We start from the raw sequence: 26,477 nt of genomic DNA, 5'->3' as shown, positions 1-26,477 counted from the left end.
GCCAGAGCTTTTGATTACAGAGGAATCGAGTATTCGAAGAAGCCATTTAAGTTTAGCAATACAGAGGCTGGATTTGTGACATTTAAGGAATGGATCCTGAACCTCAAAGAAAGACATGAGAAGGATAAGGTGGTTCCAGGTATGGAACCGACAGGGCATTACTGGTTCAATCTTGGAAAGTTTCTACAGGATAATGAAATGAAACCGGTGCTTGTAAATCCTCACCATGTGAAAAAATCAAAAGAACTCGACGACAATAATCCGACTAAAAATGACCGTAAGGATCCGAAAGTTATAGCAGGATTAGTTAGAGAGGGACGTTACATGATCCCATATCTGCCGGATGGTGTTTATGCTGATCTTAGAACAGCATCAAACATAAGATTCCAGTTACAGGCGGAACTTACAAGAATTCAAAACAGAATCAGTCGTTGGTTCAATATATATTTTCCTGAATATAAGACGGTATACGGAAAGCCGGATGCCAAGAGCGGAATGCTAATCCTTAAAGCAGCACCACTCCCTGAAGATATCCTGACGTTAGGTATCGATGGAGTGAACCAAATCTGGCGTGATGCGAAGTTAAGAGCAGTTGGAAAGGCGAGGGCGAAGACCCTGATAGAAGCTGCTGAGCACAGCGTTGGAAGCAAAGAAGGTGCGGTGTCTGGAAAAATGGAAATTCGAATGCTTCTGGAGGACTATGAATCCAGAAATACGCGTCTACAGGAAGTTATGGTTCTAATTGAAGAACTGGTAAGAAAGATTCCGATGACTGAAAAGCTGTTAGAGATCAAAGGTGTGGGAATCAGGACAGTGTCAGGATTCCTTGCAGAAGTAGGTGATATCAGCCGCTTCAACAATCCGAAGGAACTGCAGAAACTTGCAGGATTTCCGTTGATTTTCTTCTTAGCGGCGTCTTTGTACATCTTACCGGAAGCATTGAACCAGTACCAACCTTCGTCATCACAGATGTCATTTTCACTGCAACCAGGAACTGTTTTCTGTACATCCTCATCAGTATCTAACATACCGGATTTCTCAAGCCACAGCCACTTATTCTCTGTTCTTGCGCCATCCATCTCTTCACCGAAGTAGTAAATAGCTCCTTGCCAATCCTGCCAACCATACAGCATCTCACCATCTTCGTTGAAAAGGTATGTCTTACCATTGATCTTCTTATCCTGATCAGCAACTTTTTTACCCTTGTTGTTGAAATAGTACCAATGCTTACCATCGGAATCCGGATCATCCTGATCATCATCAGACATAGTATACTTCCAAGCGTTTGTCAGCATAGCGCCATCTTCGCCTACATAGTAGTCATCGTCTACCCATGTGTTGGTCTCCATATCTCCCTCATCATCGAGGTGGAACCATTTACCGCCATCTTTTTTCCACTCGCCTGTTACCATCTCATCATCGCTATCATAGTAGTGCCAAACACCAGCGTCATCTTTCTGCCAACCAGCTGCGAAAGAAGTCATGGAAGCACCCATAGCGAGTAAAGCTGCTGCAGAAAGTACTGCAACTAATTTAGTCTGCTTTCTCATAATTAATGCACTCTCCTTTTTACTTTTTGAAATAATTTTCTCGAAATCCTAACTGCATTACCAGGTCATTATACTTCGGATATGGAAAAGTATCGGGAGGTGTTTTCATGTATCGAAAAATTACAATATTTTTAGAATACTGGAAAAACAGTAAACATCGCAAACCATTGATATTGCAGGGGGCCAGACAGGTAGGCAAAACCTATTCTGTTCTCGAATTTGGACGTACCCATTACGAAAATACTGTTTACTTTAATTTTGATACAAATCCAAAGCTTAAGCAGACATTTGATGAAGACATTAGTCCTGAATACTTGGTTCCGATTCTTTCTCATATATCCAGTCAGACGATTGTCCGCGAAACAACATTAATTGTATTTGATGAAAACAAGAAAATCGTGCCTCTGTATGCTGCTTTTTGTATATAAAATACTTTTTACAAAGATAACCAGAAATTTTATGTATTCTTCACAAAAGGAACACATCTTTGCGTTACACTAAAGCCATCAATTTTAAGGAGGCAATCGAGTATGACAGCTAATACAAAAACAACCTGGAGTGTCTGGGGAATCCTTTTTGGCATGGCGATTGTGCTGGGAATCGGAGTGGCATTTTTAGCATTTACTTTAACCAGAGATCCACAGATTCTGGCATTTTTATATGATAAAATCACAGTTCCGCAGAGCCTGCACTTCATTACCAATTTTAAATGGATTTTTAACCTGCTGGTTGTCTGCGTAACAGCAATTCCGGCCGCAGCCGTACTTTATGTAAGCGAGCGGGGATTCAGCCGCTGCGTGCAGCCAAAAGAAAAATAAAGACAGATAAACAAGAAGTGATATATGCTCTAAGTGACTTCTTAATCATGATATTTGTCATGGTTAGTGAAGAAATCACTTAGAGCATTTTTGTTTCAAGACGAACTTGAGATTGAGATCGCGGAACTGGAAAAGGCTGTTACCGGCTACGAGCAGAGCCAGAAATCAGCAGAGAAATTTATAGCCTTGATTGACAAGTATGAGAATTTTGACACGCTGACAAACACCATCCACAAGCAGCCAGTCGGGAGAATATGACATTCCCGATGACCTGCCCAATCGCCGGACAGGTCATGGTCGCGGTTCTTATCCGGCAGCGGCTCGCCCATTGCCAGCAATGCTACGACCTGCTCCAGCAGCTCGATCTTCATGCCACGCTTTATGGCTCGTTTGTAGTCTTTTTTGAAACCGGTCGTGTATTTAACGGTATATTTGGTTTCTTTCATCTTTTCAGGTCAGCAAAGCTGAATCGGAATCCGAGCTTCCAGTTTGCACGTTTAAGTTCTGATTTAGCTAATCGCTTACTCTCCTGTATAATAAACATTTTTTCCAGAACCATTTATATGCAATTTTCCGGCACTGGATAATTCCTTTAAGATCCTATACGCTTTTGTTGTACCTATATTTAAAAGCGCTTCGGTTTCTTTTCTTGTTATTTTTTTATGCTCTGCTACATATGAGAGAATTTCAGCTTTTTCAGAAGATAGCGGCTGTCGGTAAACTGCTACCAGACGTTTCCTTGGTTTTGACAGCTTTTGTATTCCTTCGTTTCTATTTGGAAGTGTAACACGGAAAACACCTTTTGCTGTTTCAAAAAAAGGCTTTTTTTCGTTATCTCCATAGGCTCGTTGAATTTTTCCAATTCCTGTACCATAACTTTCTATTAACATCATGCGATAAAAAATAGCTGCTAAATTAGGATTCCTTGGCTGCGATACACCCAGAAAAATAGAATTTAATTCCAGTCCAGAAACCAATCCTCCCAATGAGACAATTTCTATACGATCGTCATAAATATTTATAAGATTACTTCCGCTAAACGAATAATCTCGATGAACAATACTATTTAAAAGAGATTCTCTGATTGCCTCTTCTGGGTAATCTTTTTTATCAATACGGATTAAACCCGAAAAACTGGCTTGCGTTTTATTGTTTAAATCAATAAACTGATAAACGTCTTCCAATTGTTTTAAAATAGAACCAGAAAATTCCTTTCTATCTCTGAAAACCGCTTTATCTGTTCCTTGAAAAAGAGCCACTTTTGTTGTTACTTCACATTGATCCGATAATAGCAATGCAAGATTTGTGTATAAATGATCATCACCTATCAGTTTTAATGTTTGCATCTGTGATCTTCCAAACGCAATTTTTCGTTTGTGCATCTCATTTTCAAAATACTCAAATGTCAAATCCTGATTCATGCTTCGGCTTGTTTCATAGGAACATCTGCCGCTTTGAATGATCATTTCCCGGATGCCCTCATCTGTCATGGGTTGTGAAGAACTTCCTTTTCGAACATATACACCACTGGGCTTTAGACCTTTTTCCCGAATATAATATGGACGATTCGTTCCTGTTGCAATATTAATTTCAACGACCGTTTTTCCGTCAATTTCCACAGTTTTTATATTGACAAAAGGCATAATATCAGGTGCGATAGAATCTTTTAAAGAACCTGCAACCTGAAGCATGATTGCATCTGGATCATCTACGCCAATAATTGCTCCATCTTTTCTAACACCAATCAAAATAGTACCTCCAGAAGCATTTGCAAAGGCAATTACTTCTTTTCGAATCTCAGGTACATATTCTTGCTTAAATTCCACCTCTTGATTCTCAAACGAAAGCATACTATTCACCTTTCTTTCTTTCTTTCTTTCTTTCTTTCTTTCTTTCTTTCTTCTATTGTATTTGGGAAAGAAAGAAAAGTCAACGAAAAAAAGAAGCGAAAAATCGACAAATCCCACCTCCCGATACTTTTCTATATCCGAAGTATAATGACCTGGTAATGCAGTTAGGATTTCGAGAAAATTATTTCAAAAAGTAAAAAGGAGAGTGCATTAATTATGAGAAAGCAGACTAAATTAGTTGCAGTACTTTCTGCAGCAGCTTTACTCGCTATGGGTGCTTCCATGACTTCTTTCGCAGCTGGTTGGGAGAAAGATGACGCTGGTGTTTGGCACTACTATGACAGCGACGATGAGATGGTAACAGGCGAGTGGAAAAAAGACGGTGGTAAGTGGTTCTATCTGGATGATGACGGCAACATGCTGACAGATTCTTGGGTAGACGATGACTACTATGTAGCTGAAGATGGTCATATGCTGACTAACGAGTGGAAGAAGACCGTGTCCGATGACGATCAGGATGATCCGGACGAGGATGGCGAAAGCTGGTACTACTTCGGCAGCAAGGGTAAAAAGACCACTTCTGATGATAAAAAGATCAATGGCAAGACTTACTTCTTCGATGAAGATGGAAAAATGCAGTATGGTTGGTATGCTGATTCTAACAACAACGTATACTACTTAGGCGAAGAGGATGACGGTGCTAGAACCAACTCTTCTTGGCTGTGGTTAGCTGCTCCGGATTCCGAAGATGATGATGAGAAAGATGCAGCAGATGCCGTAAGCCATGATTCTCAGAATGATGATGATCCGTGTGATGAAGAAGGTTGGTACTGGTTCGGTAGCGACGGTAAGATGTACAAAGACGCTAAGCAGAAAAAGATCAACGGTAAATACTACTACTTCAACAATCATGGTCAGATGCTGTATGAGTGGATCAATGGTGTTAAAGCAAACGTGGCTTCCAATGCAAAACTGGATAGCGATTCCATCGAAGCTACCGCTTCTGAAGTACGTTACATGAACGTAGTTGAAGAGGGCTGGAGAGCTGATGGCTGGTATCAGATCGATGGTGCTGATGCACTTAAGGCAGGCGATGATACCGATTGGTATTACTTCAAAGACGGTAAGGCTAAGAAAGCTGATGACGGTGAGAAGAACAATACTGACTTAACTGATGACGGTGCTAAAGTATATACCAAGAAGATCAAGATCAATGGCAAGAACTTCTGCTTCAATGAAATTGGTCAGATGCAGACTGGTTTACAGATGATCGATAAGAAATTCTACTACTTCGACAATGATGGTTATATGAAGACCGGCAAGATTGCTAATGTTGAAGAAGAGGATGATAACTACACCTACTACTTCGAGACCAAGAATGGTAAGAATGGTCAGGGTTATACAGGTGAGAAATCCGGTTACCTTTACTGGAATGGCAAGAGACTGGAAGCAGATGATGATTACAGAATCTATGTTGTAGATAAGAAATACTATCTGGTAAACAACAAAGGTAAACTTCAGAAATCTACTTCTAAAGAGTATGATGTAGAAAATTTTGGTGATGACGTTAAGTTTACGTTCAGAAACACATACGAGATTGCCTCTTCTACTAAAGATGGTTCTGAGGGCACCTATAAGAACGCCGCTACATTACCGAAGATTGAGCTGTTCGACAATGCAATTTATCAGGATGCACTGGGCGTTACACACTACGAGAATACAGATGCTTACGAGGCAGCACAGAACGCTGTAGCTAATAAATAATCTATATCTCAAATAACATTTAAAGAAGAGCTGTTACACAAACGTGTGGCAGATCTGAATAAAATGAAAAGGGTTGTGCACTTATATGGTGTAACAACCCTTTTTTGTTAGGGTGATTCCCAGGGGACTTTTTCTATCTTTTCAATCTCTTTCTCCACCTTGTTTCCCCCAGCCTTTCATGATATGATAATAAAAACAGCCTGATTTTTCGAAAGGAGCGATGATTCTATGACGAATCTTAATATTCCGGTTGGCGTCTCGGATTTTTCTCAGATACGTGAAAATGGATATTACTATGTGGATAAAACGGGACTCATTTCGGAATTATTAAAGAAAAGCACAGCAAACGTCACGCTGATTACTCGCCCCAGACGATTTGGAAAGACGCTGGCTATGAGTATGCTGGAACATTTTTTCGATATTCGACATGATAACCATTCGTTATTTCAAGATTTGGAAATCAGTCATGAATCAGCTATTTGTCAAACATGGATGAATCAGCGTCCGACTCTTTTTATTACCTTTAAGGATGTAGATGGGATTACATTTGACAGTGCTTTTGATATGCTGAAATTTGTCATATCCCAGATATGCATCGAATACTCTTATTTGGAGCAAAGCGATGCCGTCAGCGATGCATATAAAGAGATTTTTAAACGACTAAAAAATCAGACTGCATCTGCAACAGATGTAAAGGGTTCTATCCTGATTTTGATGAAAATGATGCAGGCTTATTATGGGAAGACTGTTATTCTTTTGTTGGATGAATACGATGTTCCCGTTGCGAAAGCAAGCAGCAATGGGTATTATCAGGAAATGCTGGAAATCATGAAAGCAATGATGAGTACCTCATTAAAAGATAATTCCAGCCTCTGCTTTGCGGTTGTGACAGGATGCTTGAAAATTGCTAAAGAAAGTATCTTCACTGGAACCAATAATTTTGTTTCGGATACCATCACAGATTCTCGATTAAATGAATATTTTGGCTTTACACAAAACGATGTAAATCAGATTTTAAAGGAATCAAATACTACCGAATATTCGGATGAAATCAAAGCCTGGTATGACGGTTATCATTTCGGATGCTTTGATGTATATTGCCCGTGGGATGTGATGAATTATCTTCGGGATCTTCAACATAATCCTTCCATGAAGCCTGAGAGTTATTGGAAGAATACAAGCGATAATGCAATTATTCGCTCTTTCATTGATTATGCAGGAAGCAGTATCACAATGAAATTGGAAAAATTATTGTCCGGCGGATATATTTTCCAAAAAATTGAAGAAAATTTAACCTATGATTATCTTCATTCTTCCGAAGATAACTTATGGAGTATTTTATATTTAACCGGTTATCTGACGCGCGTTCGAGAGATGGATATTCAAGAAACTATTCCAGATGGAACAACCGCAATGATGATTCCGAATAGGGAAATCAAGGATATTTTTGAGTCAACAATTATAAAATGGTTTAACGAATCAACGAAGCATTGGAACCGCACAGAATTATTTCATGCGGTATGGGATGGAAACAGCGACAGGATGACGGATGAGATGAATAAACTTTTAAGAAAAACCATCAGTTATCATGATTACCGAGAAGACTTTTACCATGCATTTCTGGCAGGTATTTTTACTGGTGCCGGTTATGTGGTGGAGTCGAATAAAGAGCATGGAGAAGGACGAAGCGATGTGATTGTCTACGACTCTGAAAATGGACAATTGGCCCTTTTTGAAGTGAAATATTCCAGCACGCTTGCCCAGATCGATGAAAAAATGTATGCAAAAGAATTTGAGGATTCCTATGATAAAATTTTGTGTTATGGAATTGCTTTTTTTAAGAAACGCTGCCTGGTATATTTGAAAGATTGAATTAGTAAACGGTACAACGTTCGACCTTGACAAAAAGAGGACTCCGCCACCTCAGACTTCTCTGAAGTGACGGAGTCCTTTTATATCAAGCTATCCGCTTAATGATTCAGATTCGACTTGGATGTCAAATCACAGCGGCCGCAAAAAGAGGATTTCTCAATCAACATCTCTTTTTACTGCCGCCGTGACAAATAATTTGCTTTTCATTTTTTAAATTCTAAAATTTTACATTCATGTTTTCGCGTCTTTAAATCATAATTGATTCCAACCAGCAGCATATTCCCTGAATAATCTTCCAGATTCTGGAAATATTGTTTTTTTAATATCTGGTGAATTGCGCCTTCGGCCGATTTGTTCCATTTTAGTTCGACAATCAAAGCTGGCTTATCCGGAAATTCTTTTCGCGGTAAATAAACTATATCTGCAAATCCAGATCCCGATGGAAATTCACGATAAACCTGATAAAAGTTTCTGGCAGCGTAGAGTGCCAGTGATACAGTATAACTCAGTGCATTTTCATTATTATACTGTAAATGGGATGTTTCAAAATGAGCCTGTTCCATATAGGCAGCTACTTTTTCTTCATCTTTTCTCCAGATAGCATTAAGTAAATCAGCTGAGTTTTTTAATGCTTTCGAGACCTCTCCCCATTGAGAAACCGAAACCGCATTTACAAACTCTCCACGGATTTCATTATTCGGAATAAAAACTGATTTATGGCTGAAATCGTATCCAAGATATCCCAGATGAATCAGCAAAGTCAGGACATCATCCTCGCCGTGAAATGTCGTCATATCATTGCTGAAACTACCTGTATTGACCGGTACCATTTCTCCGGCCATCATGCTGAGAACATCGTCTTTCAGCCCATCAAAATTCATGTCAATATATCCGCGCAGTGCCTCAAATGTTTCGGTCTGGTTCCAATAAGAATCGCAGATACCAGAAGTCATAGCAGCCACAACCGAACGCGGACTGTAAATAGAAGAGGCTTTTTCAAAGCGATATCCATCATACCATTCTTTGATTTCTGCCAAATCCATTTGATAATCTGAGCAGAGGCAGCGCACCTCATTTTCTGTGAAACCGACATATTGCGCCAGAACACCTGGATTTGCCATCGAGAATTCATCAAACATATTGAGCGCAGAATGGGTACCGTATTTTTTTATTGGCAATATTCCTGTCATATATGCCAGATGTATATGTGCCTTATCCTTTAGAAAATCGCGAAGGAAATCCAGATATCGTTCCTGAGCCGCTTTATCTTCTGCGTATTCCCTAAAAATACAATCCCATTCATCAATGATTATAATAAATGGCTCATTTGTTTCAGCATAAATTTCCTTCATATTTTCCGTCAGATCTAATTCATCATAAAAATCAATCGTTGGATATTCACGGCGAATTTCTCTCATGAGTGAACGCCGGATCCGCTGAATCAATTCTTCTACATTAGAGCTTCGACTTAAAAATTCCTGGATATTTAAAAATATAGTTGTGTAAGTGTTTAAATATTTTTTATAATCTTTTGAACAGCTGATTTTTCGGTCTTTAAATAAAGTATCAGACTGACATCCCTTACTATAATAAGCAGCCAGCATATTGGCTGTAATGGATTTTCCGAATCTCCTTGGGCGGCTGACGCAGATATTTTTCTGGTTTGTTGCCAGCACACTGTTGGTATAAGAAATCAGCTCTGTTTTATCTACATAGATCTGAGAATGCACCGCTTCTGAAAAAGCTGCGTTTCCGGGATTTAAATATATACCCATATGGCTCCCTCTCTTTTTAATAAAACTGCACGTTTATCACACATCATGATAATTTGTTGTTTTTATTATCATATCATGAAAGAATCAGTGAAACAAGACTTGGAAGATATGCTTAAACTCAAAATGATAGTACTGCAGAGAGTTTTGCATATTCTATTCTTTAACTGACAGAGGGCAAATGCAGTCATACAGACAGGCTTCATTTACATTGCGACCACATAAAAAACTCCGCCATCTCGAAACACTTCGAGGTATCGGAGCTCTTTTTACTAAAAAAGAAGCGGCATTCCAGGAAATATCCTGAAATACCGCTTCTCAATTATCCTAGGTCAAATGACTAATCGAATAAAATTCAGATTAATTATTTGTTTAATCCTAACCAACCTTCAACAGCCTTAGTACCAGCCAGATTTGTGTAGGTATAAACATCATCATCGTACAGCTGGATGAACGGTACAGATACGATTGCATCATCTGTAACTTTTGCATCGCCGAACTGAGCTTCAGCGATCTCTTTCAGATCATCCGCAGTATATTTCTTAGTGCTGGTTTCAACGGACTGAACTTTTTTGCTGCTAATCTCAACCTTTACATCATCCTCAGCGATACCCTTGTTCTCAATATCGTACTTCTTGGAAGATTTCTGGATCTTACCTTTAGTATTGGTCAGATAGATATCTCCATCGTAGTAGAACAGTCTGTAATCATCATCTGCATCCTGTCTCTTACCATTGAAGTAGAGATAATCATCTTTGATACCTTTATATCCCTGACCATTCTTGCCGTTCTTAGTATTGAAGTAGAAGGTGTAATCATCATCATCGTTCTCTACAGAAGTTACGCGGCCTGTCTTCTGATAACCATTGTCATCAAAGTAGTAGAATCCACCATCAGCTTTGCAGTACTGTAAGCCATCCTGCATCTGACCTTTTTCATTAAATGCGAAGTATTTGCCTTCAATTTTGATTCTCTGAACATATACAGCTCCGTCATCATCGTAAGTTGCAAGGTCAGCGGTACCGCCATCAGCATATTTGATTTCACCGTCATCGATATAGTACCAGTCTGTATCACCATCAGCATCCAGGTTTTCAGCACCATCGATCTGATACCAGCCATTACCTCTGGAACCATCTTCTACTACATTGTAGTATCTCATGTTGTCGGTTGTTGCATAAACACCCTTATTAAGGTTACCATCCAGTTCTGCATTAGAACCAACTTTTACAGCTGTATTATCAATCCACTCATACAGCATCTGACCATGATTGTTGAACATGTAGTATTTACCATTGATTTTCTTCTTGCCTGTATCATGATATGCTTTACCGGAAGACTGGAACCAGTACCAACCTTCATCGTCGCAGTTGTCATCTTCAGAACAATCAAGAACTACTTCCAGATCATCATCATCATCCAGATCGTTCTCATTGTTACCGGATTTCTCAAGCCACAGCCACTGAGACTCAGCTCTCCAACCTTCGTCTTCTGTACCTAAGTAGTAAGCGTTGCCGTCATCCTCATGCCAGCCATACTGCATCTCACCATCTTCGTTGAAGTAGTAGGTCTTTCCATTGATCTTCTTATCAGTATCGGTAACTTTTTTACCTTTGTTGTTGAAGTAGTACCAATGCTCGCCGCCGTCTTCCGGATCATCTTCATCCTCATCAGCCATGGTCTTTTTCCACTCGTTGGTCAGCATATGACCATCTTCAGCTACATAGTAGTCATCATCTACCCATGTATCTGTCTCCATCTCACCATCTTCGTCAAGATGGAACCATTTACCGCCATCTTTCTTCCACTCATCGGTTACCATCTCATCATCGCTGTCATAGTAGTGCCAAACTCCAGCGTCATCTTTCTCCCAACCAGCTGCGAAAGAAGTCATGGAAGCACCCATAGCGAGTAAAGCTGCTGCAGAAAGTACTGCAACTAATTTAGTCTGCTTTCTCATAATTAATGCACTCTCCTTTTTACTTTTTGAAATATTTTTCTCGAAATCCTAACTGCATTACCAGGTCATTATACTTCGGATATGGAAAATTATCAATAGTTTTTTTACAGAATTTCCAACTTTTTATTTTGAAGTGGAATATTGTCTGTATTTCCTATGTTTCTCTTCCCTGTGAAGTACTGCCTTTCTCCGATACACCCACATTATAATACACGTTTTTCCAAAATACCATAACATTTATCTGTGCATTTTCTTACGGATTTTTTACGAAAATTCTTTATAGTTTCGTAATTGTATTTATATTTGTACAATCCTGTTTTAACCGCTAAAATGCCTGTATTTCCAGTATTTTTTACGTTTCTTATTTCCCACAGACCACCTTATCAAGCCTTTCGTCACTATTCACGCATACGTGCCCAGTAACAGTCTTTATTCTCCCCCCGCAGCATTGCTTTTTCCGTTTACTTTCTCTGTGTTTATGCTATAATGTTCATATATCACTTTTAATTTTATTTTTTGAACACACAACAGCTAGAACCTATTTTCACTCTTATCCATCTATAATGATGACGAAATACGTGAATATATAAGAGAAAAATAAAAGAATTTAATAATTCAGGAGGTTTTATATGGATCGCTATGGACTGATCTGCCGGAGTTTCTATGAGAATCCGGATGTAACCCAGCGGGAGCTTGCTTCGATTTTGAATCTTTCCCTGGGGACTGTGAATAAATTGCTTGGGGACTGCCTGGAGAAGGCATTTCTCATGACGGATATGGATACGGGGAAATATCTGCTGACCGAACAGGGGCTTAAGTATCTGGAACAATTTAAAGTGGATGGCGCCGTCATTACCGCCGCCGGGTTTGGCTCCCGGTTTGTGCCGCTGACGTTTGAGACACCGAAGGGGCTTCTGGAAGTGTTTGGCGAGCGGATGATTGAGCGCCAGATCAAGCAGCTCCATGAATCGGGGATCACGGATATCACAATTATCGTCGGTTATTTAAAGGAAAAGTTTGAATATCTGATCGACAAATATCAGGTCAAACTCCTCTATAACCCGGAGTACGCCACCAAAAATAATTTGGCTACGATCTACCATGCCCGCGAGCTGTTCCGCGGTCGCAATATGTATCTGCTTGTCTCGGACAACTGGATTCGAAATAATATGTACCATAAGTATGAGTGCGGCGCGTGGTACTCTTCCGTTTACATGGAAGGTGAGACGTCAGAGTGGTGTCTTTCTTCTAATAAAAAGGGGCGTATCACATCGGTGCAGGTCGGTGGGCATGATTCCTGGGTCATGTATGGACCTGCGTTCCTCTCGCGTGATTTTTCTAACCAGCTGATTCCGCTCATTGAGGAAGCCTATCATCAGCCTGGCACAGAACAATGGTACTGGGAACAGGTTGTCGTCGATCATATCAAAGAACTGGATTTTTCGATGAACTGCCAGCCGGCGGATCAGGTCTATGAGTTTGAAAACCTGGAAGAGCTGCGCCTGTTTGATCCGAAATATCAGAATCATTCGGACAATGCCGCCATGCAGCTGGTCGCACACGTTTTCAATGTAAAAGAGGAAGCGATACACAACATCCGCTGTCTCAAATCTGGTATGACAAACCAGTCGTTCCTGTTTGAACTGGATGGAAAACATTATATCTGCCGCATTCCGGGTCCGGGAACAGAATTTCTGATTAACCGGAAAGAGGAGGAGGCTGTTTACAAGGCGGTCACACCGCTTGGCATTACCGAACATATTTTGTATTTTGACGGAAAAACCGGCTACAAGATCGCCCAGTATTATGAGGGCGCTCGGAATGCGGATGCAAAGAATCCGCAGGAGATGGCCGCCTGCATGGAGATGCTGCGGAAGCTGCATCATTCCGGCGTGACGGTTCCGCACACGTTCCGCATTCGGGAACGGATTGATTTTTATGAAAGGATCTGCCGCGGACATGAGGAAATGCTGTTCGAGGACTACCCGGCGGTCCGCGCCCGGATGAATGAACTGATGGATCGGCTGGATACACTGGAACGTCCTTGCTGCCTCTCCCATATTGACTCAGTTGCGGACAATTTCCTGTTTCTGCCGGACGGCTCCCTGCGTCTGATCGACTGGGAGTATGCAGGCATGTGCGATCCGCTCATTGATATTGCGATGTGCAGTATTTATTCATATTATTCACAGGAAGAGCTTGACCACCTTCTGGAAGAATACCTCCAGCACGCCCCATCAGACGAAGAACGCTTTGTCACGTATGCCTATGCGGCGCTCGGCGGTTTCCTGTGGGCGCTCTGGGCGGTCTTCAAGAGTATGGAAGGACGCGAATTTGGCGATTACACGATCGTGATGTACCGGTATGCGAAAAATTATTATCGAAAAATTGTTTCCGAGGACTTGTTAAAATTGTAATATTTCCGTTAGGTATTTTACATTTATCTATGTTATACTTATAAAGTAATTTGATATGATACCAGGATCAAAAGGTCAGAAGTTCGACGCAAGCTTGCTTGCAGGAGAATTTTTGACCTTGGGACCCGCCAAAAACATGAGTAAGTAGCCATTTTTCAAAGAAAAATGAGCGAATTACGAATGTTTTTGAAGATTGCGGGAGCATATAGTGCGGAGCAATCTGGTATCAGAGGGGTCAAAATGCCTTTTGACCCCAACATCTTTGATATTAATTTCTACTGTAATCATAAATAACGATAAATCACATTGCAAGGGGGATACGCGATGCGGAAAAGATATGCAAAACTGCTTGGGCTTGCCTGCCTGATCGGTGCCATGGGGCTGCTTCCTTCTTCCCAGAGCCGTGCGGCCGGATGGCTGAAGGACGGAAACTACTGGTACTACATGACCGACGACGGTCAGAAGCATACCGGATGGGTACATATCGGAGAGAAATATTATTATATGGATGATTCGACCGGCAAGATGGTGACCGGATGGCGTCAGGATTCATCCACTTCCGCCTGGTATTATTTCAACCAGAGCGGCGAGATGATGACCAAATGGCAGAAAATCAACAACTACTGGTACTATTTTAACCAGTATGGTGTGATGCAGAAGGGCTGGCTCCAGCTTGATACAGTCTGGTATTATCTGGGTGAGGATGGACGGATGTTTACCAACTGGCAGAAGATGGACAACGGCACCTGGTATTATTTCGGCACGGACGGGGCGATGCGGACTGGATGGCAGAAGGTAAACAGCACCTGGTATTATCTCGACGAAAATGGAAAAATGCTGACCGGTTGGCAGCTTATTAAAAATGAATACTACTATCTCCATGATGGCAAAATGCTGACCGGATGGCTCAATGACAGCAACGGAAACACCTACTACATGGACAAGACAGACGGCAATATGAGCCGCGGCTGGGAGCAGATCGACGGCACCTGGTACTATTTCAATGAGTACGGACACCGCCAGAAGGGCTGGATTAAGGTATCCGGCACCTACTATTATCTGGATGAGAACGGTAAGATGGCTTCGAACACAACCCTGACGATTGATTCGGTGAAATACACCTTTGCCAAGAGCGGTGCGTGCCAGAATCCACCGTCCAGTCTCTCCGGCATGAGCGACAGCTATTTTGACCCAAGTGCTTCACAGGGAACAGGGACTTCGTCTGGCAGTTCTTCTTCAAGCAGCACTTCGGGGCCAAGCGGAACGGCTTCGAACAATTCCAATTCAGGAACCTCCAGTTCAGGTAACACCAACAATTCGAATAGTTCCGATCCTTCGACCAGTTTTACTGCACCGGGAAGTTCCAACAGCTCCAGCTCGTCAAATGGTTCTTCGTCGGGCACAACCGTTCCGATTCCTGGAAGCGGCTACAGCAGTTCCACTTCCACGCCGGGCGGGACTTCCAGTTCGTCAGGCTCTTCGAATAACCAGACAAACAGCAGTTCCACCAGCGATACCGGCAATGTACCAAGCCGCATCTACAGCAACGGCACGACTTACACCGCACCGACGACATCAAGCTCCAGCTCGTCAGGCTCTTCGTCAAATTCATCCGATAAACGGATTAACGGATTTACCTCCAATCAGGGCGATACGATTCAGGAGGGGCAGACGCAGGGTCCTGGGCGGAAATAAACCGTATTTGCAAAATATATAAGTGTTGTTAAAAAAAGATTTTGACCAACGATTCATAGCCTATATCGATGGTCAAAATCTTTTTAATTAAAATCATACCTTCTAAAAGCTGCCTACACCTCAAACACCAAATCCCCATAACTCGGGAACGGCCATAACTCTTTATCTACCAGCATTTCCAGCTCGTCTGCCGGTTTACGGAGAGCTGCCATCGCCGGGCATACCTCATGCAGATAGGCGAATGCTTTTTCTTTGTTATCCTTAATCGCAGATGCCTTTGCCAGGATATCTTTGAGTGCCGCCAATGCCACCTTCATCTCTGAAAGTTTATCAGAGGTCTCTAAAAGCAGTTCTTTCTGGACACTGACATCGGCCTCCTCACAGGCAGTCCGGACGGCTGTCAGGGAGGAAGCAAGCTGAGTCGTATATTTGACAACCGCCGGGATGATCTGCTTGCCTGCCATGTCGATCATCGTCTTCGCCTCGATGTTAACAGTCTTGGAATATGCCTCATACTCGATCTCGGCACGGGATTCCAGCTCGGTCCGGGTGTACACGCCAAATTCTTCAAAGAGCTTGATCGCTTTCTCGGTCCGGATTGCCTCGACAGAATCGATACCCGCTTTCAGGTTCGGGAGTCCACGGCGCTCTGCCTCTTTAACCCATTCCTCAGAATAACCATTTCCGCTGAAAATGATACGGCGGTGCTCTGCAAACAGACGCTTGATGATATCATGGACTGCGCTGTCAAAATCATCGCTGTTTTCCAATTCGTCCGCAGCCTCTTTAAACGCTTCTGCCACGATCGTGTTGAGCACGACGTTCGGGGATGAAACAGAATCCGAAGAACCAACCATACGGAACTCGAATTTGTTACCGGTAAACGCAAACGGTGAAGTACGGTTGCGGTCGGTTGCATCCTTGACAAAATCCGGAAGTGTCGCTACTCCCGTCTGAAGTACCTCGCCTTTCTTAGAATGTGCGGCTTCGCCCGTGCTGCACAGCTGATCGATAACATCCTCCAGCTGCTCGCCCAGGAAAATAGAGATGATCGCTGGCGGCGCCTCTGCCGCACCCAGACGATGATCGTTGCCCGGAATCGCGGTGGACTCGCGCAGCAGATCCGCGTGTCTGTCAACTGCTTTCATGATGCACGCCAGAACCAGAAGGAACTGTACATTTTCGTGCGGCGTCTCGCCCGGATTCATCATGTTGATGCCGTCGTCGCTCGTCAGGGACCAGTTGTTGTGCTTACCGGAACCATTGATTCCGTCAAATGGTTTCTCATGCAGCAGACAGGTCAGACCGTGATGTCCTGCGACACGCTTCATCGCCTCCATGACCATCTGGTTGTGATCGACTGCCAGATTGACCTGACAATAGGTTGGCGCTAATTCATGCTGTGCTGGTGCAACTTCGTTGTGCTGTGTCTTTGCACTGACCCCCAGACGCCACAGTGTCTCATTTAACTCTTTCATGAATGCACCGACTCTCGGACGGATGCTTCCAAAATAGTGATCATCCATCTCCTGCCCTTTCGGCGGCATCGCGCCAAACAGGGTACGACCGGTGTAGATCAGGTCTTTTCTCTGTAAATATTTGTTCTTATCAACCAGAAAATACTCCTGCTCCGGTCCCACATACGGAATCACCCGGTGGGAAGTCGTATTTCCAAACAGGCGGAGAATCCGGAGTGCCTGCTCGTTGATTGCCTGCATGGAACGCAGCAGCGGTGTCTTCTTATCCAGTGCTTCGCCGCGGTACGAACAGAATGCAGTCGGTATGTAGAGTGTCACGCCCAGCGTATCTTCCCGCAGAAATGCCGGGGAAGTACAATCCCAGGTTGTATAGCCGCGTGCCTCAAAGGTGGAACGAAGTCCGCCCGACGGAAACGAGGATGCATCCGGCTCGCCCTTAATCAGCTCTTTACCAGAAAACTCCATGATAACGCGTCCGTTGGAATCCGGTACGGAGATAAACGCATCATGTTTTTCTGCCGTAATGCCGGTCAGCGGCTGGAACCAATGGGAATAATGCGTCGCACCGCGCTCGATCGCCCAGTCTTTCATCGCGTGTGCGACAACATCTGCGATGGACGGATCCAGCTCAGCTCCGTCTTCAATGGTTTTCTTCAGTTTTTTGTAAACACTTTTCGGAAGGCGTTCCTGCATCGCCTTGTCATTAAACACATTTTTTCCGAAAATTTCCGGTACATTGATAATCTCGCTCATTCAATCCCTCACATTAATATGAAAACAGACCGGACCGCCGGTATGTATATCCGCGTTGCGAAATGTACATCCCTGCAGTCCGGTCATGAACCTTACTTATTCATCAGGCTTTTCCGATAGAACCGAACAGTTCCATCTTTGTCTTAACCGTCTCTTTGATCGCCTCAAAACCAGGTGCAAGAAGTTTACGCGGGTCAAATCCTTTGCCCTGCTGATCCTTACCAGCCTCGATATACTGGCGGGTTGCCTCTGCAAATGCCAGCTGGCACTCAGTATTTACATTAATCTTCGCTACACCTAAAGAAATGGCTTTCTTGATCATATCTTCCGGAATACCGGTACCACCGTGAAGAACCAGCGGCATATCGCCTACTTTTTCTTTTACGGCTGCCAGCGTCTCAAAGCTTAAGCCTGGCCAGTTTGCCGGATATTTGCCGTGGATATTGCCGATACCTGCTGCCAGCATATCAACTCCGAGGTCTGCAATCGCCTTGCACTCGTTCGGATCTGCACATTCGCCCATACCGATCACGCCGTCTTCCTCGCCGCCGATGGAACCAACCTCAGCCTCCAGGGAAATACCTTTCTCCGCGCAGACTTTGACTAATTCTTTGGTTTTCTCTACGTTCTCGGCGATCGGATAATGGGAGCCGTCAAACATGATGGAAGAAAATCCAGCATCGATACATTTGTAGCAGCCCTCGTAGGTGCCGTGATCCAGATGCAGCGCAACCGGAACCGTGATGTTCAGCTCTTCGATCATCGCTTTTACCATCGCAGATACTGTCTTAAAGCCAGTCATATACTTGCCTGCGCCCTCAGAAACACCTAAGATAACCGGTGAGTTCTGCTCCTGTGCCGTCAGTAAAATCGCTTTGGTCCATTCAAGATTGTTGATGTTGAACTGACCAACCGCATATTTGCCATCTCTTGCCTTCTGAAGCATTTCCTTCGCACTAACTAACATATACAAACCTCCTCGTTGTCTCTTTTTGATCTAACCAGAGTCTATTATATACCATAATTCAGTATTTGCCTAGCCTGTCAAAAAAATAACAGGCAATTATTTTAATATTTTGTAACTTTTACTGTAAAATCTCCGAAACGGTCTTCTCCATCTCCTCCGGCTTGCACTGGCGGTTGTGACGGATCTCTGCCTTGCGGATCTCCTCGATCGCCTGCGGGATCTTCACGCCGGATGCTTTCTCCATCTCGTCGATAAGCTCGAACTCGCCCTTGCCTTCTTCGCTGCCGAAGATTGCCTCCATGACACTGCGGGAGAATTTATATGGGCTTGCCGTCGATGCGATAACTGTCTTCTTGGTATCGCCTGTCTCCTTCACATAGTTATGGTATACGCAGGATGCAACGCCGGTATGCGTATCGATCATATAACCGGTCTCATCGTAGAGACGCTTGATCTCGGCTGCATTTGCCGCCTGATCGGCATAACCGCCGACAAAATCTGCCATACGCGCACGCATCTCGTCGGTAACCGAATATTTGCCATCTTTCGAAAGCTCTTCCATGCGTTTCTTGGTCTCCTCCGCATCGCAGCCGGTGGAGAGATAAATCAGACGTTCCAGGTTGCTGGAAATCAGAATATCCATCGACGGAGAAGAGGTCAGGATGAATGGACGGTTCTTGTCATATACGCCTGTCTTAAAGAAGTCGTACAGAACTTTATTGTCATTGGACGCGCAGATCAGCTTGTCGATCGGCACACCCATCTGTTTTGCAAAATAAGCAGCTAAGATATTGCCGAAGTTTCCGGTCGGAACGGTTACATTGATCTTCTCACCGTTCTCGATCTCGCCGTTTTCAAGCAGCTTTGCATACGCATATACATAGTACACAACCTGTGGTACGAGACGACCGATATTGATGGAGTTTGCGGAAGAGAGCTGATAGCCTCTGCCTGCTAATTCTTTGGCAAATTCTTTGTCACCAAAGATTTTCTTGACACCGCTCTGTGCATCATCAAAGTTTCCGGAAATACCGACAACGCTTGTGTTCGCGCCCTTCTGGGTCAGCATCTGCAGCTCCTGCACACGGCTGACGCCGTCCTTCGGGTAAAATACGATAATTCTGGTTCCCTCAACGTCTGCAAAACCAGCCATCGCTGCTTTTCCGGTATCGCCGGAGGTTGCGGTCAGGATCACGATCGTATTCTCCGCATGGTTCTTCTTCGCCGATACGGTCATCAGATGCGGCAGGATCGAGAGCGCCATATCCTTGAAGGCAATCGTGCTTCCGTGGAACAGCTCCAGATAATATGCTCCGTCTGCTTTGACAAGCGGCGCAATCTCTTCCGTATCAAACTTACTGTCGTAAGCGCGCTCGATACAGGTTTTCAGCTCTTCCTCTGTGAAATCAGTCAGAAACTGCTTCATAACTGCATAAGCTACTTCCTGATATGTTTTATGGGATAATTCTTCCAGGCTGCAATCTAACACCGGGATATGATCCGGCATGAACAGGCCGCCGTCTGCTGCCAGTCCCTTTAAGATCGCCATCGAAGCCGTTACGTTGTTTTCACCGCCACGGGTACTGCTGTAATTGATTGCCATGATTTTCATCCTCTCTTTTTATCTTTCCCCATCGTCCCCATCTTTGCAAAGGATGCCGGAGTCAAACTTTCTGCCATGTAAGTGTTCTGTGTGGTTTTGCAGTTCTCCCGCAAAGTTACGGGACCCCCTGCTCACTTTAGTTAAAAATTCTATCATACTTTATGGCACAGCGCAAGAAAAATTCCCCCTTAATACGTGATCTTCCAGCGCCCAAACAATCCCTTCTTAAAATGGGAAAACCGCCGTGAAGCACTCTCATTTCCCATCTCGATCGCCTTCTGGTAGCACTGTGCCGCCCGCTCGAGATCTTCCGGGGATTCATTTTTCCGTTCGTAGATAAATCCAAGCTCATAGAGTGCATATCCGTCACATTCCGTCTGTGCCGCCCGCTCAAAAAGCTCCTTCGCCTTATTTTCATCGGCGGTGCAGCCTTCTCCCTTCATATAGAGATAGCCTAACTTGGATGCAGACTGCAGGCTTCCGGCTTCTTCGCACCGGTTCAGCCACTCAAATGCTTTTGCATAATCGCGGTCTACTCCCTCTTCGCCCTGGAAATACAGGCATCCAAGAATCTCCATGCACTCTGGATTTCCCTGCGAAGCGCCTTTTTCGTACCAGGAAACCGCCTGCTTCATATCAATCTCGCCGTTCAGACCATCCCGATAGATATTTCCAAGCGCCAGACTTGCCTGTCCGTCCGTCTCGATCCCAGCTGCCTCCCGCAGAAGTTTTTCTGCCCGGACGGTGTCCTGCTCGTCGGACGGGCGCAGATACAGGCGGGCTAACGGAAGCGCCGCCTCTTTGATGCCTGCCGCATATGCTTTTCCATACCAGTAAAACGCTTTTTCATCATCGCGCTCCACCAGTTCATCCTGATAGAACAGATTTCCAAGTTCTTCAAAGCTCTCCGCCTCGTTCCGCGCCGCGGCGTTTTCCAGCGCCTGGACGGCCGCCTGGATATCGCGCTCTGTGCCCTGTCCGTTTAAGTACATCTGCCCCAGATACAGCATAGCGCGGGAAGACCCCTGCTTTGCCGCCGCATAGTCATATTGGAATGCAACTTCCCAGTCTTCTTCCTGGCGATAATGTTCCCCCATCTGGAAGAGTCCCCAGACCTCCCCACTGGCGGCGCACTGATTCGCCCAGCGAAGTGCCTCTTTTTCATCTTTTTCCCGGTATGTACCATTCTGGCAGCATTTTCCCATCTTAACCATCGCCGGGATAATGCCGCCGTCCGCCGCCCGTTCGTACCAGAAGAGACACTGCTCACGGGCGCTCTCAGTCTGCGGCATATAATCGGCCAGATCTTCCCACTCAACTGCCTCGCCCATCTGCCACGCGGCATAGACATCGCCCATCTCAGCGGCATCCCGCACCTGACGGTAACTTTCCTCGATGGAATAACGTGCCGACCGCTTCATCTGTTCGTCATACTGACCGGCGCGCAGCGCTCCTAACACTGCCCGGGCACTTCCCGCCGAAGCCCCCCGCAGGTAACATTCATACGCTTTTTTCTCATTGAACCCGACAGCCCCGTCCCCCCAGCTGTAACAGTGTCCTAAAAAGAACCATGCTTCCGCATCGCCCGCATATGCCGCCTCTTCCAGCCAGGTAACTCCCTGGGCGTACATCGCATCGTTACACTGTTTCCAGATCTGGTCTGCACCTTTCTCACATAAGCCTGTCATCAGGATTGTCATATATCATTCATCCGCCTTCCACACGAAATTGTATCAATTAAAACTTTCTGCCTCCGCCGCCGTGCATCCTTCCGCTGCTGCCCTGATGTATGGTCGTCCTTCCAGCCGAACCGCCCGAAGCGCCCGGACCCGGATTTTTTGGAATCCGTCTGGTCACTACCGACCGGTTTACAAACTGCTCCTCATTTTGGACAAAATGCAGCGCACTGTCTGCTCGGTATGCCATATGGAAACCCAGCGACTGGCGGTGTTCTTTCTGCATCTTATACTGGCGCATCACCGAAAAGCACGGGAGTGCCGCCACGATCGCTGCCGCGACCGCCGCAAACAGCGCCTCATACCATTCCAGGGAATGTTTTTTCTCCTCGCGCACCTGCGTATATTGTCCCGCCGGAACGCCCATCTCCAGATAATTTTCGATGCTGTCGATCGCCCCCAGAGCGCCTTCCGCATAGTTTCCATCCGCCACGCTGTCATATGCCGCATCCAGCACCTTCTCTACCCGCGCATCCGTCAGCACCTTCATCGCATACCCGGTGGTAGAAACGTATATCTCCCGGTTGTCCATATCGATCGAAAGCAGAATACCACTCGCATCGTCCCCGACGCCCAGTCCGTGGCTGTCGTAAAAATCATCGGCATAGCTTTCCGCCGATTCTCCCTGTGCGTCCTCGACTGTCAGTACCGCCAGATCGGCATCCTGTGAATCACGCACCTCATCGATCCGTGTCTCCAGCTCCTGCACTTCTTCCGCGCTGAACAGTCCCGCCTCGTCGAAGACGCGCGTGCCTTCCGCCGCCCATATAGGGCTGACCTGTGAAAATGAAATAAATGCTGCAACGGAGAAGCATATAAAATCTTTCAGCCGTCCATATTTCTTCTTTTTCTGTGTGACTCCCGCATTTTGATTCTCTATCATATCAGGTATCCTCCCAGCAGCAAAAGTACAAACACAGGAATGAAAATCGTCAAAAACAGGCGCGCCAGTTTTTTCGAATCAACCGGCAGGACGCCGCAGACCTTTCCATTTTCCCCATTCATCGCAAAATAGTACATCTGACCGCTCTTCGGATCCGGATAGGTCATCATCCACACCGGAAGCATGGCATAGTTCCATTTTTCCCCCGTGATGGTCTCCCTGTGGTTCCGGATATCCACATGATCGTAGCCGGAGACGCTATTTTGCAGGGATTCTCTCGTATACTGCTTGATCTCCTGCTCAATCTCCTGTGCAAATTCTTCCTTTTCTCGGTCGCGCCGCTCCGCCCTAAATCCCAGAAAATAGCCTGCCTGAAACGGGCGCAGCTTCTTCATATCAAACGGAAGCACGGTCTCGGCAAGGCTGCGGTCCGCCTGCTTTAACGCGTTGCGCGCCACATCCTTGATGGGAAGCTCCGCCTTTTTCTCCAGATGGTAACGGCTCGTCTCGATATACTCGATCTCCCCCGACACCGTCACGCGTTTTTGCAGCGCCTCCGCCTGCATCTCACCGGATACCTGGCAGCTATACATCCAATATGGATAATAAATTCCCTCCAGATACTCCATCTGACGCGGCGAGTAGAAATCATCCGGCACATACTTTTTCTTCTGAATCCAGTTTTTAAAGATTTCTTTTGCCTTTTTCTTGTCGATCTCAAACGGAATCAGACCGTCCGGGCGGTATTTACCGTCCAGACTTCCCGAAAGAACCACCGGATTGTGGCAGTAACAGCAGTACGTGGATGCTGTCGTCTCCTGTGCCACGATCTCCGCGCCGCAGCTCGGGCAGGTATAGAGAACCATCTTAGACTCCGCCTGCTTCTGGCTCTCTATCTTTTCCGCTTCCGGCATTCCACCCGGCTTCGAAGCTTCCTCTGACTTTCTGGCTGCCTCTTCCATCTCTTTCAACGTCTCTTCCGTAAACGCTGAGAGGCAGTATTCACATTTAAATTTCTGCGTCTTCGGATCAAACACCAGCCCGCCGCCGCAGTTTGGACACTTATATGATTGTATCTCCATACGCCCTATGACCTCGGTTTTCCGCATTCGGAACAAAACTTACCTGTATTGACCGTTCCGCAGCTGCAGGTCCACGGACCGGCTGGTCTTGGCTTACCGCACTCGGAGCAGAACTTTCCGTGGTTGACATTGCCGCACTCACAAGTCCAGGATTCTGCCGGAGCTGCCGCACTACCCTGCGGCGCTGCGTTCTGTCCTGCCGGTTGTGCATAGCCGCCCTGTGGTGCCGCATTCATCTGTCTCGGCTGCTGTGCATAACCACCCTGCGGCGCTCCATTCGCCTGCCCCGGCGCATAGCCGCCCTGCGGTGCCGCATATCCCTGCCGCGCCGCCTGCTGCATCTGCATCTGCTGCAGGTTGGACGCCGATGCGGCGCCCATAAATCCGCCGCCGAAGTTCATGCCGGCGCCCATTCCCATGAAGCCTGCCATCGCACCGCTTCCGTTGGAACCGGCTGCCTCAAAGCCGCGTGCCATCGCGCCCTGCACATACCCCTCGCGCACCGACGGGTCGCCGAGCATCGCGCCCTGATTCCGCATATTGATGAGTTTCTGCGATTCTTCATCATAGGAAATGCTGGCGATACCGACTGACTGGATCTCCATGCCACGCAGACGGTTCCACTCTTCATCCAGCGTCTCCGCCATATAGCGTCCCAGTTCCCTGCCTTTGGAGGCTACAAAGGAAATCCGCACGCCATCCGCCGACATCTGGTTGATCGAGGTCTGCAGCGCTTCCAGAAACTCCGCTAAATACTGCTCATTGATGGAATCAATCTCCACCTGATCCTGATTTTTCGGAATAGCCTCCGCATAAAATTTCAGTGGATCCGTAATCTTGATGGAGTAAGTTCCATGTGCGCGCAGAAACAGCTCGGAATTATAGAATAAATCAAAATAGTTGATCGGCGTCCGTGTGCCGAACTTGATTCCCTTGATCTCCTGGAGATTAATATAGTAGACCTTCTGTGCATACGGCGTCTGTCCGCCATAACGCACACGGTTGAAGGATTCTTTCAGTGCATCGCCGAACTGTCCGTTAAACAGAGACGGCAGGGATGAATTCTGCACTGTATAATACCCCTCTTCCGCTGTATAATCAACGACCTTACCGCCGTCCACCAGCATCATAAACTGATTCGGGTACACATGGATCACAGAACCATTGGACACCGTTTCCGGTGTTCTCTTCCGGTTCTCCCCGCGGCGTGTCTGCACACCCGCTGAAAATACGGTCTGTTCCCCCATATTTTCCGGTTCAATCACTTCCAGCCACTGATCTGCCAGCCCGCCGCCGACCGCGTGTGCCGCTGCTCTGATAATTCCCATACTCACTGCCTCCTTCTCCAAATTCATAGTTTCTCTGTTTTTCTGCTTTTTCTATCTATCGGTTATCATTCCCTTTATTTTTCCCATGCCGATTCCATTTTCCCGGCGTGATCGCCCAGACTGCTGCCGCGATCAGCACCATCGCCAGCATACACTGCAAAATCAGGCTGCACGCCGTCCAGTGTGCTGTGATCGCATTGTCTGGAAATACGCCAAACAGTGGCTCGAACCATTTTCTCATGTCGCCGCTTCCCGCCTGTCCGTTAATTACATTATAAAACGAGACAGCCGGATTGAAAAGAAAGAGATAGCGTAAAATGCCGGAACTTGCCATTTCCGATGCATTGAGATTAGATGCATACGAATCTGCCGCCCGGAGCGCCATCCGGTATGCAAACAGATTGACCGCCATCGTTCCCGCCGTCAGCGCCACCACCGTCACATAGGAGCAGACGGTCGATACCGTCGAGCGGCGCAGCACCGATGAATAAAAGATCCCGATACTGCCCGTTAAAATTGCCACAACGCCGTGGCACAGGAACAGCATCCCGATGTCCTGCAGCGTAACGCCCCCGTAGACAAATACAAGCGCCTGTACCGGAAGCGCCGAGACCGCCAGCACCAGCATCGTCACCAGCGAGGACGCCAGTTTTCCAAGCACCATGTCACGCGGCTCCATCGTGGTCGTCAGCATCAATTCCAGCGTCTGGCGTTCCCGCTCGCCGCTGATACTGCTGGCAGTCAGCGCCGGCATGATGAAAAGCAGCATGATAAATTCGATCGAGGAGACGAACGTGTAGAGATCCAGAAACTGCGAATACTGGATCTCCGCCGTCGTCCTGACCTGTTCCGCCACCGAATACATATTAAACAGCGCCACCGCCGCCAGAATACTGTTAAAAACAAACAGAATCGCCATCATGCGGATGCTGCGGCTTCCGACTGTCAT

At 45.7% G+C, this 26,477-nt stretch carries 17 protein-coding genes and 3 pseudogenes; 7 read left to right on the top strand and 13 right to left on the bottom strand.

Annotated features, from left to right (window positions below; translation table 11 throughout):
- Nucleotides 1-24: 24 nt before the first annotated feature.
- Nucleotides 25-876, top strand: a pseudogene (locus DWY89_RS08370) (transposase); the annotation flags it as partial.
- A 66-nt stretch (nt 877-942) separates the two neighbouring features.
- Here DWY89_RS08370 and DWY89_RS08365 read toward each other — a convergent pair.
- Nucleotides 943-1,412: pseudogene (locus tag DWY89_RS08365) on the bottom strand (glucan-binding protein); the annotation flags it as partial.
- Nucleotides 1,413-1,657: 245 nt separating this feature from the next.
- Between DWY89_RS08365 and DWY89_RS08360 the strand changes: the two are divergent.
- Together DWY89_RS08360 and DWY89_RS08355 are read left to right on the top strand one after the other, a co-directional pair.
- Nucleotides 1,658-1,978: an AAA family ATPase gene (locus DWY89_RS08360; RefSeq protein WP_107001446.1), complete on the top strand. Its 321-nt coding sequence runs from the start codon at nt 1,658-1,660 to the stop codon at nt 1,976-1,978.
- A 102-nt stretch (nt 1,979-2,080) separates the two neighbouring features.
- On the top strand, nt 2,081-2,368 hold the full coding sequence (locus tag DWY89_RS08355) for a hypothetical protein (protein ID WP_107001445.1): 288 nt from the start codon (nt 2,081-2,083) through the stop codon (nt 2,366-2,368).
- A gap of 231 nt (nt 2,369-2,599) precedes the next feature.
- On the opposite strand, the pseudogene DWY89_RS14800 reads toward DWY89_RS08355, so the two are convergent.
- Nucleotides 2,600-2,814 (bottom strand): annotated as a pseudogene (locus DWY89_RS14800) (type II toxin-antitoxin system YafQ family toxin); the annotation flags it as partial.
- A 75-nt stretch (nt 2,815-2,889) separates the two neighbouring features.
- On the bottom strand, nt 2,890-4,335 hold the full coding sequence (locus tag DWY89_RS08345) for an RNA-binding domain-containing protein (protein WP_243022800.1): 1,446 nt from the start codon (nt 4,333-4,335) through the stop codon (nt 2,890-2,892).
- Between the two features lie 99 nt (nt 4,336-4,434).
- On the opposite strand from DWY89_RS08345, the gene DWY89_RS08340 reads away from it, so the two are divergent.
- A complete protein-coding gene (locus tag DWY89_RS08340) occupies nt 4,435-5,982 on the top strand; it encodes a glucan-binding protein (protein ID WP_118468350.1) in 1,548 nt (515 codons plus the stop codon).
- A gap of 228 nt (nt 5,983-6,210) precedes the next feature.
- A complete protein-coding gene (locus DWY89_RS08335; protein WP_118524177.1) occupies nt 6,211-7,854 on the top strand; it encodes an AAA family ATPase in 1,644 nt (547 codons plus the stop codon).
- 203 nt (nt 7,855-8,057) lie between these two features.
- Here the strand turns inward: DWY89_RS08335 and DWY89_RS08330 are convergent, their stop codons facing one another.
- Nucleotides 8,058-9,629, bottom strand: a complete 1,572-nt coding sequence (locus DWY89_RS08330) for an AAA family ATPase (protein WP_118524178.1) — start codon at nt 9,627-9,629, stop codon at nt 8,058-8,060.
- A gap of 361 nt (nt 9,630-9,990) precedes the next feature.
- Nucleotides 9,991-11,586, bottom strand: coding sequence for a glucan-binding protein (locus DWY89_RS08325; RefSeq protein WP_118524179.1), 1,596 nt, complete (start codon nt 11,584-11,586; stop codon nt 9,991-9,993).
- Nucleotides 11,587-12,215: 629 nt separating this feature from the next.
- Here DWY89_RS08325 and DWY89_RS08320 point away from each other — a divergent pair.
- Both DWY89_RS08320 and DWY89_RS08315 read left to right on the top strand, forming a co-directional pair.
- Nucleotides 12,216-14,003, top strand: a complete 1,788-nt coding sequence (locus DWY89_RS08320; protein WP_118523982.1) for a phosphotransferase — start codon at nt 12,216-12,218, stop codon at nt 14,001-14,003.
- A 324-nt stretch (nt 14,004-14,327) separates the two neighbouring features.
- Nucleotides 14,328-15,698 (top strand): N-acetylmuramoyl-L-alanine amidase family protein, encoded by a 1,371-nt coding sequence (locus DWY89_RS08315; RefSeq protein WP_118523271.1) that lies wholly within the window; start codon nt 14,328-14,330, stop codon nt 15,696-15,698.
- A 113-nt stretch (nt 15,699-15,811) separates the two neighbouring features.
- On the opposite strand, the gene DWY89_RS08310 is transcribed toward DWY89_RS08315, so the two are convergent.
- The 8 genes from DWY89_RS08310 to DWY89_RS08275 all read right to left on the bottom strand — a co-directional run bounded on the left by DWY89_RS08310 (nt 15,812) and on the right by DWY89_RS08275 (nt 26,477).
- The gene (locus DWY89_RS08310) at nt 15,812-17,929 is read right to left on the bottom strand and encodes a glutamine synthetase III (RefSeq protein ID WP_118472619.1); all 2,118 of its coding nucleotides are present in this window, start codon (nt 17,927-17,929) and stop codon (nt 15,812-15,814) included.
- A gap of 103 nt (nt 17,930-18,032) precedes the next feature.
- Nucleotides 18,033-18,896 carry a class II fructose-1,6-bisphosphate aldolase gene (fba, locus tag DWY89_RS08305; RefSeq protein WP_022360285.1) on the bottom strand — a complete coding sequence of 288 codons (864 nt, stop codon included), beginning with the start codon at nt 18,894-18,896 and terminating at the stop codon, nt 18,033-18,035.
- A gap of 118 nt (nt 18,897-19,014) precedes the next feature.
- On the bottom strand, nt 19,015-20,499 hold the full coding sequence (thrC, locus tag DWY89_RS08300) for a threonine synthase (protein ID WP_118472626.1): 1,485 nt from the start codon (nt 20,497-20,499) through the stop codon (nt 19,015-19,017).
- Nucleotides 20,500-20,687: 188 nt separating this feature from the next.
- A complete protein-coding gene (locus DWY89_RS08295; RefSeq protein WP_243022799.1) occupies nt 20,688-22,199 on the bottom strand; it encodes a sel1 repeat family protein in 1,512 nt (503 codons plus the stop codon).
- 37 nt (nt 22,200-22,236) lie between these two features.
- A complete protein-coding gene (locus DWY89_RS08290; protein ID WP_118523272.1) occupies nt 22,237-23,118 on the bottom strand; it encodes a TPM domain-containing protein in 882 nt (293 codons plus the stop codon).
- The gene (locus DWY89_RS08285) at nt 23,115-24,200 is read right to left on the bottom strand and encodes a TFIIB-type zinc ribbon-containing protein (protein ID WP_118523273.1); all 1,086 of its coding nucleotides are present in this window, start codon (nt 24,198-24,200) and stop codon (nt 23,115-23,117) included. Before DWY89_RS08285 ends, DWY89_RS08290 begins: the two co-directional genes overlap by 4 nt.
- Before the next feature lie 5 nt (nt 24,201-24,205).
- Nucleotides 24,206-25,528, bottom strand: coding sequence for an SPFH domain-containing protein (locus DWY89_RS08280; RefSeq protein ID WP_117796046.1), 1,323 nt, complete (start codon nt 25,526-25,528; stop codon nt 24,206-24,208).
- A 55-nt stretch (nt 25,529-25,583) separates the two neighbouring features.
- A complete protein-coding gene (locus DWY89_RS08275; RefSeq protein WP_243015226.1) occupies nt 25,584-26,477 on the bottom strand; it encodes an ABC transporter permease subunit in 894 nt (297 codons plus the stop codon).

It is taken from the genome of Clostridium sp. AF27-5AA, from assembly GCF_003478415.1.
In the GTDB taxonomy this organism is placed as follows: Bacteria; Bacillota; Clostridia; order Lachnospirales; family Lachnospiraceae; genus Otoolea; species Otoolea fessa.
The sequence above is the reverse complement of the archived record's forward strand: the minus strand, read 5'-3'. Positions and strand labels throughout refer to the sequence as shown.

What these genes read in the sequence shown, in the direction of transcription:
- DWY89_RS08360 (WP_107001446.1), top strand. Translation starts at nt 1,658, where the DNA reads ATGTATCGAAAAATTACAATATTTTTAGAATACTGGAAAAACAGTAAA.
- DWY89_RS08355 (WP_107001445.1), top strand. Translation starts at nt 2,081, where the DNA reads ATGACAGCTAATACAAAAACAACCTGGAGTGTCTGGGGAATCCTTTTT.
- DWY89_RS08340 (WP_118468350.1), top strand. Translation starts at nt 4,435, where the DNA reads ATGAGAAAGCAGACTAAATTAGTTGCAGTACTTTCTGCAGCAGCTTTA.
- DWY89_RS08335 (WP_118524177.1), top strand. Translation starts at nt 6,211, where the DNA reads ATGACGAATCTTAATATTCCGGTTGGCGTCTCGGATTTTTCTCAGATA.
- DWY89_RS08330 (WP_118524178.1), bottom strand. Translation starts at nt 9,629, where the DNA reads ATGGGTATATATTTAAATCCCGGAAACGCAGCTTTTTCAGAAGCGGTG.
- DWY89_RS08325 (WP_118524179.1), bottom strand. Translation starts at nt 11,586, where the DNA reads ATGAGAAAGCAGACTAAATTAGTTGCAGTACTTTCTGCAGCAGCTTTA.
- DWY89_RS08320 (WP_118523982.1), top strand. Translation starts at nt 12,216, where the DNA reads ATGGATCGCTATGGACTGATCTGCCGGAGTTTCTATGAGAATCCGGAT.
- DWY89_RS08315 (WP_118523271.1), top strand. Translation starts at nt 14,328, where the DNA reads ATGCGGAAAAGATATGCAAAACTGCTTGGGCTTGCCTGCCTGATCGGT.
- DWY89_RS08310 (WP_118472619.1), bottom strand. Translation starts at nt 17,929, where the DNA reads ATGAGCGAGATTATCAATGTACCGGAAATTTTCGGAAAAAATGTGTTT.
- fba (WP_022360285.1), bottom strand. Translation starts at nt 18,896, where the DNA reads ATGTTAGTTAGTGCGAAGGAAATGCTTCAGAAGGCAAGAGATGGCAAA.
- thrC (WP_118472626.1), bottom strand. Translation starts at nt 20,499, where the DNA reads ATGGCAATCAATTACAGCAGTACCCGTGGCGGTGAAAACAACGTAACG.
- DWY89_RS08295 (WP_243022799.1), bottom strand. Translation starts at nt 22,199, where the DNA reads ATGACAATCCTGATGACAGGCTTATGTGAGAAAGGTGCAGACCAGATC.
- DWY89_RS08290 (WP_118523272.1), bottom strand. Translation starts at nt 23,118, where the DNA reads ATGATAGAGAATCAAAATGCGGGAGTCACACAGAAAAAGAAGAAATAT.
- DWY89_RS08285 (WP_118523273.1), bottom strand. Translation starts at nt 24,200, where the DNA reads ATGGAGATACAATCATATAAGTGTCCAAACTGCGGCGGCGGGCTGGTG.
- DWY89_RS08280 (WP_117796046.1), bottom strand. Translation starts at nt 25,528, where the DNA reads ATGGGAATTATCAGAGCAGCGGCACACGCGGTCGGCGGCGGGCTGGCA.
- DWY89_RS08275 (WP_243015226.1), bottom strand. Translation starts at nt 26,477, where the DNA reads ATGACAGTCGGAAGCCGCAGCATCCGCATGATGGCGATTCTGTTTGTT.